Below are 14,904 nucleotides of genomic sequence, written 5' to 3' on the forward strand. Positions count from 1 at the left end.
TTTTTTTGACAGCTTCGGCGATGACGTCTATTTTTCATATCCGTTTTAGTAGAATTTTTAGTAAGGACATTCCAATGAACATCGGCAAAATGAAATCTAGCCAGCTTGGTAACAAGGTACTTAGCATCGGAATGACAGGAACAATGTTGTTGATTGTATCCGGTTTTGTAGCCCCCTTGAGTTTTGCGGCTACTCAAAAAGCATTAGATCTTGATGGATCCACGATATTGAAAGATTTTTTAACGCCTCGGAAAGATGACGAATTTGATGCTTCCCAATTGTTCCGCGATCTCGGCGAAGGTGCGGTAGTAGAAAATAAGATCCGTTCACTAATCGATGAAGCTTTGATCGATATACGCAACGGTAAAAGGCAGGAGGGGCTTGCCAAACTGAAAGATGCTTGGGCAATGGATAAATCCTTGCCAGTGGCTGGCGTCATCATTGCCTCCACTTATTTGCAAGGAAAAGAATACAGCGCAGCTTTAGAGGTAGCTAAAGGACTCCAAAATCAATCTCCTGACTCTCCAGAAGGTTATACGTTGGCGGGAATTGCATATATAGGCATCGGCGATGAGAAGTTGGCATTAGTTTCCTTTGAAAAGGCTTTAGAAATACATCCAGGAGACCCGGAAGCCGGTAGAAATTTGGCCGCGCTCTACTTTAAACAGGGAAACGTTGAAAAGGCGAGAACTACCTTGAACAACGTTTTGACACAAAATCCTGATCATTTGCAAACGCTAAATACTTTGGCAGATTTGGAGTTTAAATCAAATAACCCACAAAAAGCGGTGTCGCTATTAGAGTCAGGTGTAGCAAAAAATCCCAATCAACTTGAGCCGCGGATTTTATTGGCGCAAATCTATTTGTCTATCAGGCAGCCTTCAAAAGCTATAGCTTTATTGGAAGAATCTCTTCAGCGGTTTCCAGAGCGACCGGAACTCATGCAGTTTGCAGGTGTTACGTTTTTACAGAACGGTTTTGCAGGAAAGGCTTTGCCCTTACTGCAGTCCACTGTCAAAGCATTGCCTAACGACTTAGCAGTACATTACAACTTAGCGTTAACTCTCGAACAACTTGGGCGTAAGCAGGATGCGTTAAATGAAATTGATAAAGCACTTAAGCTAGATCCTACTTACGAGTCGTCCAAATTTGTTCGTGCCAGGCTGATGGCTTCTAATGGTCAGTTCGATTCAGCAGAAAAATTGCTTAAGGAATTGAAAGACTCGGATCCTGATAGCGCTAACATTCCTGAACTGTTGGGTAAAATCGCGATGGCGAAAAACAAGCCTGAAGAAGCTATTGGGTACTTTAATGTTGCATTAAAGAAGCAAGGGGATAACCCCCTGCTAATTGTACAATTGGCAATGGCGCAAATAGCCATGCAGAAAATTGAAGCCGGTTATGAAACACTTCGCGAATGGATTGCAAAACACCCAAATGATATCTCAGTGCGCATGATTTTTGCCGATATGTTGCTCGATAAGCGCAATTTTGAAGATGCACAAAAATATTATGTTGAGGTATTGAAGTTACAACCCGATAGGCTGGATGCAAGCAATAATCTTGCTTGGCTACTAGCTGAAAAAGGTGAGTTGGATAAGGGACTTGAGCTTGCAGAAAAAAATCACCAGCTCGCTCCGAAGGACCCCTTAGTAACGGATACCTTAGCCGCTATCCTTTTAAAGAAAAATCAGGCAAAAAGGGCGACGGAACTGTTACGGGAGGCACTAACTGTTTCACCTGATAACGTAACTATCAAATACCATTTGGCGCAGTCATTAGTTAGCTTTAATAAAGAAGAAGCCAAGAATATCTTGAGAAACTTACTATCCAGCAAGCAGGTCTTTAAAGAACGTGAAGCTAGCAACGAATTGCTTAAAAAACTGGAATCTCAATAAGAGGCATGAGTCTACGTTAGTGTTTCAGGTTGTCTAAAACGGTTTCTTCAGCAGGTTTTCTGTTAATTACCCCACTGCCAAGTTTTCTTAGAGTTAGACCAAAATATAAGGGCTATACTTACCATAGTAAGGCTCTTTTATTGGAGAATATTTATGCCAAGTCCCACTGTCATTAAAGCTTTCTGTCGCGAATTATTAGTCAAACAAACAGCCTTACGTGAACAAGAGCCCGATTTGGTAATGGACGACCCTGAAAAGGTCGCTGCCTATACACGGGCTGGATGTGAAGACGGAGTGATGGCGCCCGTATACCTTTTTCACTGCGCACAAATTTGCGAAGTCATAAAGTCTGGTGATATCGTGCTCGATCTTGGTTGCGGCCCGGCGACTCAACTGGCGATGGTAGCGCGCCTAAATCCGAGAACTCAGTTTATCGGAATGGATTTATCTGAGGAGATGCTCAACAAAGCTCAAGCCCACATCAAGCAAAGAAACCTCACAAACGTCGAGTTTCGGCAAGGCGATATTACTGAATTATCTTCTCTAGCGGATGCTAGTATTGACGCAGTCATGAGTACCGTTGTCTTGCATCATTTGCCTGATCTTACGGCATTGGAAGGTACTTTTGCTGAGATAAAGCGTGTATTAAAGCCAGGCGGCGGTTTGTATTTGGTAGATTTTGGGCATTTAAAGTCTGAAAAGTCGATTAGGGATTTTGCTTATCAGTATGCGGATAGACAGGCTGAATTGTTTACACTGGATTATTTATATTCCTTGCGGGCTGCTTTTTGGCCGCAGGATTTTTTCAGCCTTTATCAAAAATATTTGGCCGGATGTGGCAATTTCTATAAAACGTTTGTTATGCCATATATGATGGTTGTTAAATCAGGTGTAAGACGTGAGATAGACCCAGATTTACTCGATCAATTGCAAGAACTGAAACGGGCAATGCCGGGCTATCATCAAACTGATTTGAAAGATCTTATGCTTTTTTTTCGACTAGGTGGACTGAAATCGCCTTATTTAAACTAAAAGTTCAAGGCATTTTCGCACCGTTTTCAATCTATGCTGGCATTCATCCGTTGTGTTCTGGTTGAAACGGAGCGGCCTTTTCCAATCCGGAAACCGACGATCAAAGTCTCGGTCTGATCTATCTCAAACAACTCGCTGATCGATTTTGCGGACTGTTCAACGATCTCCCGGTGTTTGTCTGATAATGCTTGCAAGGCGTTTTGCCTTGATCGATAAATTAACAGGGGTAATCCAATAATAGGCTGAAACGCTAGGCCTTGTTTGGTTGCCTCCAGCCATACGCGCTGCATTGCAGAGCCGGCATTCACAAAGCCGTGTTTATCTGCTCTGTTGGCTGTAATTTGTCCTAGCAATGAAGCTTTCCGGCAGTTATTCCAACATTTCAGGCCAATAATGTGTGATAAACCCAGATAGTTGGCAGCATTGACCAACCACCAGAAGCGCATCAAAGGGAAAAATAGCTTTTCAACGGCAATTAGACCTAAGGTGTCGACGGGCATGCCGTCATTTGTACTGGTGATTTGAGCAGTATTCCACCGTATTTTGTCGAAAAGAAAGCGATGTATGTCCCGGCGTTCAAAAACTATCCGATCATTAACCATTAGTACCTTGGCTAATTTTTTGATAGCCTCTGGTTTGTGCACAAAATATGCGTTGATGTCCGCAATGGATTTTACCGAGTTGGAAATGTTTTCGATATCTTCCCCCGATAACTCCTGTCGTTCGTAAGGAAATCTGTTGGTATAACGGTTAAAAATCGCTTCGTAAAGTGGATCGGGTTCGGGCGTTGTTTGAATAAATTTAATCCGTGCAACGTGATCAGTATTAGTTTGATTGGGAAATAATTCTACCTGAGCGTTAAATCCCAAAACCCGAGCTGCTATTTTTATATTTTCGATAACAGCGCCATGTGCTACATAAGATGCGACTTGCTCGTAGTTATAGTAAGAATCGTCTTTTTCCGGCAGGTTAAACAAGTCCAATTGCGTATATTCATTTGCTGTTTCAAATCGCCATGGTTGAGTGTTGTCTCCGGAGGGAGCTCTAACGCCTGCTTCTAAAATTTTTTGTAATATTTGCCTATCCATCACGTGTTCTCTGTTTTTGATTAATTCAGATCGGCTTTTGCCAGCCTTAGAAATTGGCGTCGAGCTAATGCGATTCCAAGACGCTGTATTAAATTACTGTTACCTCCTGGGCGCCAGGTTTTAACTAACGTATTACGGTAAGCATCAAAATGCAGTCCCCACGGCGCAGCCAGCACTTTGCCACGGTTGAGTAAAATTTTTAATGCTTGGGTGGCGGCAGCTCCCGCACATAATTCGCAAGCCATTGGTGTGGAGGGACCTTTATGGTTGATTAAATCTACGGCGCTCTGATCGACCAGATAACAGCGTTGTAACATGGCTGGAGATAAGCCCAACAAAAAATTCAAAATTTTATCGGTTTCGGATTTGCCTTCGAGCTGAAAATATTGCTCAAATGTCATTTTTCTGGGTAAAAAATTAAGCAGAGCAGTACCCATACCCAAAGGTGCTGCTGTTATCGCAGGAATGTGGTGTTCAGCACAATAAGCAAATACCTTCTCTCTAGCGTCGAATGCAAAAAAATCGAGGGCATCAACGTACAAATCCACATCTGTAAAAAACTCCGACAGATTGTCTGAAGTCACGCCATCCGGAAATTGCTTAATTTTCAGCTCTGGATTTATATCCTTTGCCATTTCTGCCATTACTGCGGTTTTAGGTTTATCAAGATGTGAAACCGTTGCTCCTACTTGCCGGTTAAAGTTAGGTAATTCGAATTTGTCGAAATCGGCAATATGGAATGCACCAATGCCAAGCCGTGTCAGCGTTATTAAATGACTGCCGCCGACGCCGCCCATACCAGCAATTGCTATCTTTTTGCCGCGCAATATTGTTTGCTCTTCAGTCGTTACCCAGCCGATATTGCGAGAAAACGCTTGTTGATAATTAAATAATGTCGTCACGGCAAACTCCTGATTCTGTTCTTGAGCCGGTTGTACTTTGTTCGGTGCTATATTGTCAACCGTCATCTATCAGTCCTGCCAATGAGTTTTGGATTTCGATTCTGGGAGTCTTCCAGATACTGGGGGGAATGCCGCTCTGGTCCAACAGGTCGTGGAAAAAACCGTTTTTGTCAAAATTGCCACCGAGCGTACAGATATTGATGTGATCCAGGTATTTATAGAATCTAATAGTGATTTGCGCGTGCCGGTGGGATTAGAAGTCAATGCCAAAACACAAGTAGATCAAAAGATTTGAGGCGGCAGGAGGAATGGTTAGGTTTTGTGTAGATATGTCTTGAGTGTAATGCCTAGTTGGCTATTACTAACCTTTGGTATGCTGTTTAAGTATTGCTTGGCAAGCGAATTGTCGAATACTTGTTGGTCGGCTAAGTAGTCGAGAAAAAAAGGGAATGTTTTAACTAATCGTGACATTCTGGCGCTCAGTAGCGGCGAAATCAAATGTATCAGGCCGTTAAATACTCCAACGGGTAGACTAACGCTGATTGGTAATGCAATATTGCCTTCTGCAAAAGTTATCCGGACCAGTTTTTGTAATTCGGTTAGCTTGATAGCTTGCTCGGGGCCAGAACATAAATGGAAAATTTTTCCGATGCTATCTTGCCGTTCCGAGCAGTATTTTATTGCGGCAGCAACATAGTCCACTGGCACTATATCTAACTTTGCGTTGCCGAGATGGGGCAATAAGCCAAATGTCCGCCGACCCGTCAGAAACTCGCAGATATGGTAAAAAATCTGGAAATGGATAATTTTTCCTGTTTTTGAATCACCCACTACCATGCTTGGTCTATGTATCGTAACGGGTAATTGGTGTCGGTCGATTTGTTCTCGTAAAAAATCCTCGGCTTCGGCTTTCGATTGTTCGTATGTATTGTGAAATTCCCTTGGCCGCGTAATCCAGGTTTCCGGTACCAATCCAGGCATCTTTCCGGCGACGCCGACAGTGCTGACAAATTCAACTTTTTGAAGTACGCCGGATTTCTGACAAGTAATAGCCAGATCGACGATATTTTTAGCTGCATCTATTGCGTGCCGCCTTGCCGTGTCTAGTGGTAGATTCATGCGTACGACGCCGGCGCAATGAATAATGTGCGTGCATTGTCCGGTAATTTTGGAATAGATGCCGTCCGGCAGGGCAAATCGATTTTGATCGGTATTACCTTGCAAAGCTACGATTCTATTACGGGCGTCCTGTACTTGGGGTGGGTCCAGTTCCCAAAAAGCAATGAGCTCCTCCAGGCGATTTGTCAGCTGCTCGGGGCTATCGGCGCGTATCAGCGCCCAAATTCTACTTTCCGGCTCTGCCAGCAGTAGTGGTAACAGCGCGCTTCCAATAGCGCCCGTTGCGCCGGTTACGAAATACTTGTTTGTCACTTTTAAGGACCTTGTCTAAGTTTGCTGAATGGTTTGACTATTCCCGAGCCGAGTCGGCAGCATTGTGAGCTTTTTGGTTAAAGTTTGAGTAGTACTATTCCCTGTTCGATTACTATCGGTTGTTTATGGATTGCCGATGAAGGGTCGTCCAGTGCTTGATAAAGCGCATCTATCAATGCATGGTATTGCCGATAAATGTTTTGACGCCGAACTTTGAGTGTTCCGGTGAGCTCTTGGCGTTCGATAGACAAACTGGCGTAACGCAAAATGACGCCGACCGGGCGTTTATAGTTGGGTAACTCGGCGATACGCTCCTTCAAATTCATGGCTAATTTTTGAGCTTGCGCGATGGCGGTAATATTGTCCAACGGGCGATGTTCAGCTGTCGTTATCAAACTAATCAGAAATTGTCGACTCTCTCCAAATACAATTGCGTGTTCTACCTCAGGGGTATGCTGAAGTAACGTTTCAATGGCGACCGGTGCTATTTTTCGACCGGTCGAGGTTTTGAATAGCTCCGATTTTCTACCTCTTAAATGGATGAAGCCTTGCGCATCAATTTCGGCGTAGTCGCCGGTGGCGAGATAACCATCGGCATTAAGATGGCGGACCGGGTCCTGACTGGCAAGATAGCCGTTGAAAACGCCTTGGCCTTTCACCAGTAGTTCATGATCCTCAGCCTGCAGAACTGTGTTGCCTTTCATGGGTTTGCCGACGGAACCGAAACGGAATTCGGAAAAGCGGTTTGCCGCAATGGGAATAACGTTCTCACTCAGGCCGTAGGCTTCCAACACTACAAGGCCCAGGGAATAAAAGCGTCTTAGTAAACTTAGCGGCATGGGCGCGGACCCACTGACCGCAAAGCGAATGTTTTCGCCGAATATAGCTATGAACGAATGGAACAGCCGGCGATTGATTGTGCGGAATATTTTGCCTGGATTCGAATCGGTTTCGCCGACGCTTAAACAGAGTCTGAGTAGTCTGGCGACTGGTTTGGGGTGTTGATTCAGCTTTGCTTCCAATCCCTGATACAGTTTTTCGTAGAAACGCGGAACGGCAATAAAAATATGGGGATTGATCCCTGGTAGGTAATCGAGTAATAGCTGAGGTCTATTGACGAAATACACTTGGGCGCCGCTGGCGATTGCGCAGAGATTGATAATGCGTTGGAATAAATTCGACAAAGGTAGCCAGCACACCAAATGGCAGGGCAGTTCGCTAAGCTCGGGGTAGGTATCTAATATCGATTTTATCGCGGCGATGATCTGTTCGTGTCGGTATGCGACACCTTTAGGGGTGCCGGTGGTGCCGGATGTGAAAATGATGGTGGCAATATCCTCGGGATGTATTGTGCTGCCTAACGGCCGAGGCTCCGGTCCGTCGGGCAGGATGCCAAGAATATCTAACGACGTTAATTTCTCGATATTTTTATCGGTAGTTGGACTGCCGAAGCGAATAATCGATTGCAGTTGTGCCGTTTCCGCCGCCCCGAATTTATCGAGCCGTTCCGATTTATCGATAATCAGCGTTTTGATACCGGCAGTTTTGACGATGAGAGCCAATTGTTCAGTCGCTTCGTCAGGATCAATACCAACGACAATACCGCCAATGGCTAATACTGCATGGTGGAGCAATTCCCATTCCAGTCCGGTTGTAGCCATGATTGCGACAACGTGGCCTTTGTCTATCCCTAACGATTTAAATTTCCACGTCAACCCTATAATTCGCCGATAAAACTCTTGAAAACTGACCGGCGACCATTGCTCGTTCTTATCAAGATACCAAGCGGCTATTTCGTTAGGTTTCTCGCGTGCGCTGACTTCTAGTAGTGCCGGTAGCGTTGTTGCTTGTCGGTTCATGCAGCCTCCTTTATGCTGACATGGGTGGATCGTATGCGCCTTGGGTTTGGTTAATAACTAAATCATCTTCAGATATCTCCAACCATTCCAGGCTGGTTTTAACCTCTTTACCTAAATAGACTTTATATCTGATCATGTAGTCAACAATGGGTATTATGAATTTCCATTGCTGACGATTGGCTTTGCCGGCACGGATTAACGCGGCAAATTCCGGAAGATAGGGGTTGTAGCCGAAATGTTTCAGATCGGAATACATTAATAGCCAATTGATCGGGTAATTGCTGAAAATTGGGTTGGCATGCTTACTTGATTTAACTAAGCCTAATTCAACAACTTTTCGCATGACCTCTTCCTGATTATATTTCCATGCATGATAAGGGGCTAAGTAGCGCGGAAACTGAGTGCCTGTTGGGTAATTGTTGGGATTGAAAAAACGCGATAATTCTGTTTCATCGAATTCGCCGCAGGTTTTCAGTGCTGGCGGGGTCCAGTCAACCTCGCAAATGAGTTTCCTGGAAAACTCGTAGAGCATTCTTTCCGGTTCGGGTTGGCCGGGCGAATATCCGGCCAGGATTAACGGTATGTTTTTTTCCATGGCGAGCTTGATCGCATCACCTTCGAATAAAGGGGCATAGACATACGAGATTGTGTAGACCGCGCCTCTGGGTTCTTGGTTTTTTAACAGATAACGAAAGATTTTTTGGTAGAACTTGTCGGACGGGCGGTATACCAGATGGTCTATGTCCAGTTTGCCGAGTGTGCGCCGGATATTATCCCAGGCAATTGGCGGAATATTGATATCGGTAGTAAAGGCTAGGACTTTTAGGCCGTATTCGACTTTTAATTTGTAAACCAAATACAGGCTATCCTTGCCGCCGCTGATCGGCACCAGACAATCGTATTCCGCTTGACCCTTACAATCTTTCAGCGCTTTTTCCAGGTCGTGTTCCCGCTCCAGGCGGCCCTGTTCCGCTTGTGTTTGCTCTTGCGGATTGAAGTCCCGACAAAGATTACAAACGCGATTTGCGTCTAAAGCGATTTCGGGTACTGCATCGGAAATCAAGCATTGCTTACAGTTGGCCATGTTTGCCTCGCCAGATGGGGTAGTAAAATTTGACAGTCCCGATGCGTGTCTTGGGCTTCGGTTAAAGTTAGATCTCGGTTGTTAATTTCCGTTTGGTCGATAATTAGATTATCTAAGTCCGAGTAGCGCGCTGTTTGAAACTGCGCTTCGCTATCGCTGCGATGGCCTTATGGCGCGCTGTTAGCGAGCGCCCTTGCCCCACAAAATCACTTCGACAGTGCTCATCATTATGGTCAAATCCAGAAACAGGCTGTAGTTTTTGACGTAATACAAGTCGAATTGGAGTTTTTGCCGAGTGTCGTATTCGCTAGCGCCATAGGGGTAACATAGTTGTGCCCAGCCGGTGATACCGGGCTTGACTCTATGTCTTTCTTTGTAATAAGGAATGTTTTCTTCAAAACCTTTGACGAACTCCGGTCGCTCCGGGCGAGGACCGACAAAGCTCATGTCGCCTTTCAATACGTTGAGCAGTTGCGGGAGTTCGTCTATTCGATATTTCCGAATTACCTTGCCGACGCGAGTAACCCTATCGTCGGTTTGGCTCGCCCACTGCGCGCCATTCTTTTCAGCATCGATGCGCATGCTGCGAAACTTGATGACGTCGAAAGGGACGTCCCTATAGCCGACGCGCTTTTGCCGGTAGAAAACCGGGGCGCCGAAGCCGCTTTCGAGATAGATAGCCAGCATTGTTATCAACATAAGCCACCAACTCACGGCAAGTAGCAGCAAGCTGGCGATAATATCGAAGCTGCGTTTGACAATAGGGCGGAAGCCGCCGTTAACAAATCCGTCGGAAAACATCAGCCAGCTTGGGCTTAATGCCTCCAGAAAAACCAAGCGTTGTTCTCTTTCGTAGAAGGTTTGTAAGTCCATAATCTGTACGCCGGACATCTTGATGTCCAGTAGTTCTTCGACGGGTAGTTTTTTTCTGCGGTCGTCGACGGCTATTACAATTTCGTCAACATTAGCGGCTTCTACGATGTCGGTGAGTCTGATCTTATCGTTTAGGGCAATGGCATGCGGCACGCTGACGGGCTCGTCTTCCAATGTAATGTAGCCTACGATTTCAAAGCCTCTGTAAATATAGCTGGAGTTTACGACGCTGAGTTCCCCGGCCCGTTGACCGCAGCCGACCACCAGTACTCTACGCTTTAAGTTGTCCAGATTGACGAAACGATAAAATAGATAGCGTGTGACTAATAAGCCGACGAAGGAAAAAATAATCGCCGAAACCAAAACGCTGCGAGCCAGCATCAAGCCTGGAATTATGTAGTAGATGAATGCCAATATAAAAACCGCTACGGCAAAGCTGAAACTGATGCGTTGCAGGATGTTATATTCTTCCTTATCCAGGGTTTTCCGGTATAAACCCAGTCCGGAGCAGCTGACAATGAAAACTGCCGAAAAAACGGCTGCCGCCGCCGCCAACTCCGGTTGCGAATACCAGGATGCGGTATATAAAAACCTCACGCCCGCGCCGCAATACAGGGCTAAATAAAATACCAAGGATTCCGCCAGCAGTAACCACAAATAGGCGGTGGAGATGTAATGTCGAAAAATTCTTATCATATTAAAGCTACCGCTTAACTCCTGAATAGAAACTATTTGACGATATTCTGGTTTAGAAGCGTCTTGATATGTTCCGCGGGTATTGCATAGGTAATCCCGCTGGGATTAGATATTGCGTTTTCTTTACTACCTTGTACAAATACTTTATTAATAATCCCTATGACCTTGCCCGAATTGGTGTCGTATAAGGGGCTGCCGCTATTGCCGGGATAGGCGGTCGCATCTAATTGAAAGACATCGAAAGGTGTTTGTAGTCGTTTCAGCATGTTGACGTTTAGCTGCCGAGTCGCAATGGCGGGTATGGCGTTGGGCGAGATTGCCGCGATAATGCTGCGGTGCGTGACCGGATACAATCCCAGCACCATGCCGATTGGGTACCCGGTGAAAGCATATTGTTCGCCTTCCCGTACGCGCTCCGAATTGCCAATTTCCAGTGCCGGCAATGCTCCGCCATCCACTTTGAGCAATGCCAGATCATGGTCGGCGTCGGTTGCTGCCAGTTCGGCAATCTGCATCTGTTCTTTTTGCTCGTGGCGGTAAAATACGGCGTAACGTTCCAAATGTTCTTCATCCAGCTTTTTTGCGGTGACGTGGGCATTGGTAATGACTTTTTTGCCATCCCCAACCGCAAATCCGGTGCCGAGAAAAACAGCGCGTGGATTACGCGTTGGCATATAGGTGCCAATTGCGACGATGCCGGGCTTAATTCGGGCAAGGATATCCGGCAGGCTGGGGTCGCTGGCTTCGCTGTTGGGTAGATGCGTCAATCCGAGCAACAGTGCCAGCACATGCAAAGTCCGGTTTTTCATGGCGAGAGTGGATGTCATCCTAGGTAAGCGAAAGCTTGGAAAGTGTAGTCTAACTTAGCATGAATGCAGTCGGCATCGATAGTTAACTGTTTCGCCGTCCCAATTGCAGGTTATTGTAATAACGCTAAGTTAATCAAAACAATAGTAGGTAAGTTTTTGATTAAGCAGGTTATTCTTGTCTGCTGGCCTGCTTGGGCGAAACCCGATGGTGAAAATTATAAACCAAGTGAACTACTTGGTTTATAACTAGTCAATGTTGGCGGAGATAGTAATACAATTTCCGGTAGTGTTAGGCAGTTGCTTGGCAGGTAATCGGTGACACCGACTTAGTTTGCAAGCTCGTTGAAATGTTACCGGATTTTTTTATAGGCATTGGCGGCTAAATTGTTTCAGTTACAAACCCACTATTTTTCCAGCACAAAAGTTCAGCCCTGTCGGCCTTCCAATCAGCCAATACAAAACGCGTGGCGGGTCGGCCGTCTACAGTAAATTCGTGTCTATTCGGCCGGTGAGTGTGTCCATGAATCAAAACCTGGCATTGGTACAGTCGTAGCGTCGCGATAACTGTGTCCTGATTGACGTCCATAATATTCAGCGTTTTGCCGCGTTTATGAAAATAGCTGCGTAACCGATACCAGCGTGCGGCTACTAGCCTTAGCCATAAAGGTTTGGATAGTACGTTTCGTTGCCATTCCGTACTGTGAGATTTGATTCTAAAAGCCTGATAGGTCAGATCGTCGCTACAGAGCAAATCGCCGTGAGTCAGCAAAACTCGTTGACCATTTAGTTCAATCACCGCGTAGTCGTCTAGCATTTGGATGCCGGTTTCACGGCAAAAATCCGCGCCCAATAGAAAGTCGCGGTTGCCCTGCAACAGAAAAATCTCGGTGCCGGATTCGGCGAGTTGCTTTAGGGCGGTTTTGATAGTGCGGTTTGGTGAGGTATTGTCGTCGTCACCTATCCAGGTATCGAACAAATCGCCCAATATATATAGCGCTTTTGCCAGGGGCGCGCGCTGTTGCAAAAAATTTAGAAAACGCCGGGTGATCTGGGTTTTTTCCAGAGCCAGATGCAGGTCGGATATGAACAGTATGTCTTGTTTCAAGTTGATTCGAAATGGCTTCCGCCCTGGGCTGGGCGGAAGCTGCACTAGTTATTCGATAACTTCAGCTTTATCGATCACGATATCGGTTTTAGGTACGTCCTGATGCGGACCGCGGTTGCCGGTAGCCTGTTTGGCCATTGAGTCGACTACATCCATGCCTTCCACGACTTCGCCGAATACCGCGTAGCCCCAACCGCTTGGAGTCGGACTGGTATGGTCCAGAAAGGAATTGTCTTTATAGTTGATAAAGAATTGCGCGGTCGCGGAGTTTGGATCGTTGGTACGCGCCATTGCCAAGGTGCCGCGTTTGTTTTTCAGGCCGTTGTCGGCTTCGTTTTTAATCGGCGCGTTGGTTGCTTTCTGATTGAAAGACGTATCAAAACCGCCGCCTTGCGCCATAAAACCCGGAATGACACGGTGAAAAATGGTGCCTGCGTAAAAGCCTTGTTTCACGTAAGCCACAAAGTTGGCGGCGGAAACCGGCGCTTTCTCGTCTTCCAATTGAATGACGATATCGCCCAGTGAAGTGCTTAATTTGACTTTGCTATGAGTGTTGGACATTTTATTTTCTGTTGCAAATGAAAGAGTTGAGAATAAAAACAGCATTAGGTAAACCAGGGTAGTACGCACGGAAAGCTCCTTAATTTCGCTGCAAGCGGCGAATTCTATGTGTTTTTATCTTGAAAGAGAAGCTGGAATCTTGATAGATTGCCAAGTGTTTTGCCGTATCTACTGATCCCTATCATGCTGAAAATCTACAATACCCTGACTCGAAGCAAGCAAGAATTCGTTCCCAAGCATCCCGGCAAAGTCGGCATGTATGTTTGCGGCATGACGGTTTACGATTACTGCCACATCGGCCATGCGCGGGTGATGGTGGTGTTCGACACTGTTGCCCGCTACTTGCGGCACGCGGGCTACCAGCTTACCTATGTCAGAAATATTACCGACATCGATGACAAAATTATTCAGCGAGCCCACGAGAATGGCGAGGCGTTTACCTCGCTGACCGAGCGATTTATCGAGGCAATGCACGAAGACGAGCTGGCATTGTCGGTGTTGCCGCCGGATATCGAGCCAAGGGCTACCCAATCCATCACCGACATCGTTAATATGATTTCGACATTAATCGAGCGAGATTTAGCCTATGTCGGCAGCAACGGAGATGTATTTTACGCGGTAAACCGTTTTAACGGATACGGCAAATTGTCCGGCAAAAATATCGACGATTTGCAAGCGGGAGAGCGGGTCGATGTCGATACCGCCAAGCGCGATCCGCTGGATTTCGTGCTGTGGAAAATGGCCAAGCTTGGCGAGCCTTACTGGGATTCGCCGTGGGGCCAGGGCAGGCCCGGCTGGCATATCGAGTGTTCGGCTATGTCCACTTGCTGCCTAGGCAATCATTTCGATATTCACGGCGGGGGCATGGATTTACAGTTTCCGCATCACGAAAACGAAATCGCCCAGTCGGAAGGCGCCACAGGTGAGCCATTCGTCAATTACTGGATGCATAACGGTTTTGTGCGGGTCAATGAAGAAAAAATGTCCAAATCCTTGGGTAATTTTTTCACTGTGCGCGAGGTTTTAAAGCAATACCGTCCGGAAGTGATTCGTTTTTTCATTTTGTCCAGCCATTATCGCAGCCCGCTGAATTATTCAGATGAGCAGCTGGACGAGGCGGGCGCGGCATTGACGCGGCTTTACACGGCCTTAAGAGGTGTCAAGATCGTCGATGCGGCCATCAGTGCTGACTACCGTTTGCGGTTCGAGCAGGCGATGGACGACGATTTCAACACGCCGGTGGCACTCTCGGTGCTGTTCGATCTGGCGCGCGAGTTGAACAAAGCTGACGACAAAACCGTGCTGGCGGCAACTCTGAAGCAACTGGCGGCCATTTTGGGCTTACTGCAAGAGAATCCCGACAGTTTCTTGCAGGGCGGTGCAGAGGTTGATGGCTTAAGTGAAGCGGAAATCGAGCGACTAATCGATGTTAGAAAGGCTGCAAAAATCAATAAAGACTGGAAGCAAGCCGATGCGATACGTGATCAACTTAAGAATCACGGAATTCAATTGGAGGATGGCGGTGACGGGGTTACGATTTGGAGAAGAGGCGCAACGATTCAAGTT

Annotated in this window: 12 protein-coding genes and 1 pseudogene; 4 read left to right on the plus strand and 9 right to left on the minus strand. The window is 46.3% G+C overall.

What is annotated here, in order from left to right; genetic code table 11:
• Positions 1–74 precede the first annotated feature (74 nt).
• Together prsT and ACH50O_RS01095 are read left to right on the plus strand one after the other, a co-directional pair.
• Positions 75–1,898 carry an XrtA/PEP-CTERM system TPR-repeat protein PrsT gene (prsT, locus tag ACH50O_RS01090; protein WP_446810223.1) on the plus strand — a complete coding sequence of 608 codons (1,824 nt, stop codon included), beginning with the start codon at positions 75–77 and terminating at the stop codon, positions 1,896–1,898.
• 153 nt (positions 1,899–2,051) lie between these two features.
• Positions 2,052–2,930, plus strand: coding sequence for a class I SAM-dependent methyltransferase (locus ACH50O_RS01095; RefSeq protein ID WP_446810224.1), 879 nt, complete (start codon positions 2,052–2,054; stop codon positions 2,928–2,930).
• A gap of 26 nt (positions 2,931–2,956) precedes the next feature.
• Here ACH50O_RS01095 and ACH50O_RS01100 read toward each other — a convergent pair whose 3' ends face one another.
• Both ACH50O_RS01100 and ACH50O_RS01105 read right to left on the minus strand, forming a co-directional pair.
• Positions 2,957–4,018: a hypothetical protein gene (locus ACH50O_RS01100; protein WP_446810225.1), complete on the minus strand. Its 1,062-nt coding sequence runs from the start codon at positions 4,016–4,018 to the stop codon at positions 2,957–2,959.
• A 20-nt stretch (positions 4,019–4,038) separates the two neighbouring features.
• Positions 4,039–4,986 carry a ThiF family adenylyltransferase gene (locus tag ACH50O_RS01105; RefSeq protein WP_446810226.1) on the minus strand — a complete coding sequence of 316 codons (948 nt, stop codon included), beginning with the start codon at positions 4,984–4,986 and terminating at the stop codon, positions 4,039–4,041.
• A 22-nt stretch (positions 4,987–5,008) separates the two neighbouring features.
• On the opposite strand from ACH50O_RS01105, the gene ACH50O_RS01110 reads away from it, so the two are divergent.
• Complete coding sequence (locus tag ACH50O_RS01110; RefSeq protein WP_446810227.1) at positions 5,009–5,215, plus strand: hypothetical protein; 207 nt, start codon at positions 5,009–5,011, stop codon at positions 5,213–5,215.
• 17 nt (positions 5,216–5,232) lie between these two features.
• Here ACH50O_RS01110 and ACH50O_RS01115 read toward each other — a convergent pair whose 3' ends face one another.
• The 7 genes from ACH50O_RS01115 to ACH50O_RS01145 form a co-directional block, all read right to left on the minus strand.
• Positions 5,233–6,351, minus strand: coding sequence for an SDR family oxidoreductase (locus ACH50O_RS01115; protein WP_446810228.1), 1,119 nt, complete (start codon positions 6,349–6,351; stop codon positions 5,233–5,235).
• Between the two features lie 77 nt (positions 6,352–6,428).
• Positions 6,429–8,210: an AMP-dependent synthetase/ligase gene (locus tag ACH50O_RS01120; protein WP_446810229.1), complete on the minus strand. Its 1,782-nt coding sequence runs from the start codon at positions 8,208–8,210 to the stop codon at positions 6,429–6,431.
• 10 nt (positions 8,211–8,220) lie between these two features.
• Positions 8,221–9,294: a hypothetical protein gene (locus tag ACH50O_RS01125; protein WP_446810230.1), complete on the minus strand. Its 1,074-nt coding sequence runs from the start codon at positions 9,292–9,294 to the stop codon at positions 8,221–8,223.
• A 180-nt stretch (positions 9,295–9,474) separates the two neighbouring features.
• Positions 9,475–10,863: a TIGR03013 family XrtA/PEP-CTERM system glycosyltransferase gene (locus ACH50O_RS01130; RefSeq protein WP_446810231.1), complete on the minus strand. Its 1,389-nt coding sequence runs from the start codon at positions 10,861–10,863 to the stop codon at positions 9,475–9,477.
• 32 nt (positions 10,864–10,895) lie between these two features.
• Positions 10,896–11,690, minus strand: a complete 795-nt coding sequence (locus tag ACH50O_RS01135) for a S1 family peptidase (protein ID WP_446810232.1) — start codon at positions 11,688–11,690, stop codon at positions 10,896–10,898.
• A gap of 361 nt (positions 11,691–12,051) precedes the next feature.
• Complete coding sequence (locus tag ACH50O_RS01140; protein WP_446810233.1) at positions 12,052–12,777, minus strand: UDP-2,3-diacylglucosamine diphosphatase; 726 nt, start codon at positions 12,775–12,777, stop codon at positions 12,052–12,054.
• 48 nt (positions 12,778–12,825) lie between these two features.
• The gene (locus ACH50O_RS01145) at positions 12,826–13,338 is read right to left on the minus strand and encodes a peptidylprolyl isomerase (protein ID WP_446810234.1); all 513 of its coding nucleotides are present in this window, start codon (positions 13,336–13,338) and stop codon (positions 12,826–12,828) included.
• A 183-nt stretch (positions 13,339–13,521) separates the two neighbouring features.
• Here ACH50O_RS01145 and cysS point away from each other — a divergent pair.
• Positions 13,522–14,889, plus strand: a pseudogene (gene cysS / locus ACH50O_RS01150) (cysteine--tRNA ligase); the annotation flags it as partial.
• Between the last annotated feature and the right edge of the window lie 15 nt (positions 14,890–14,904).

The organism is Methylomonas sp. 2BW1-5-20 (assembly GCF_052474515.1).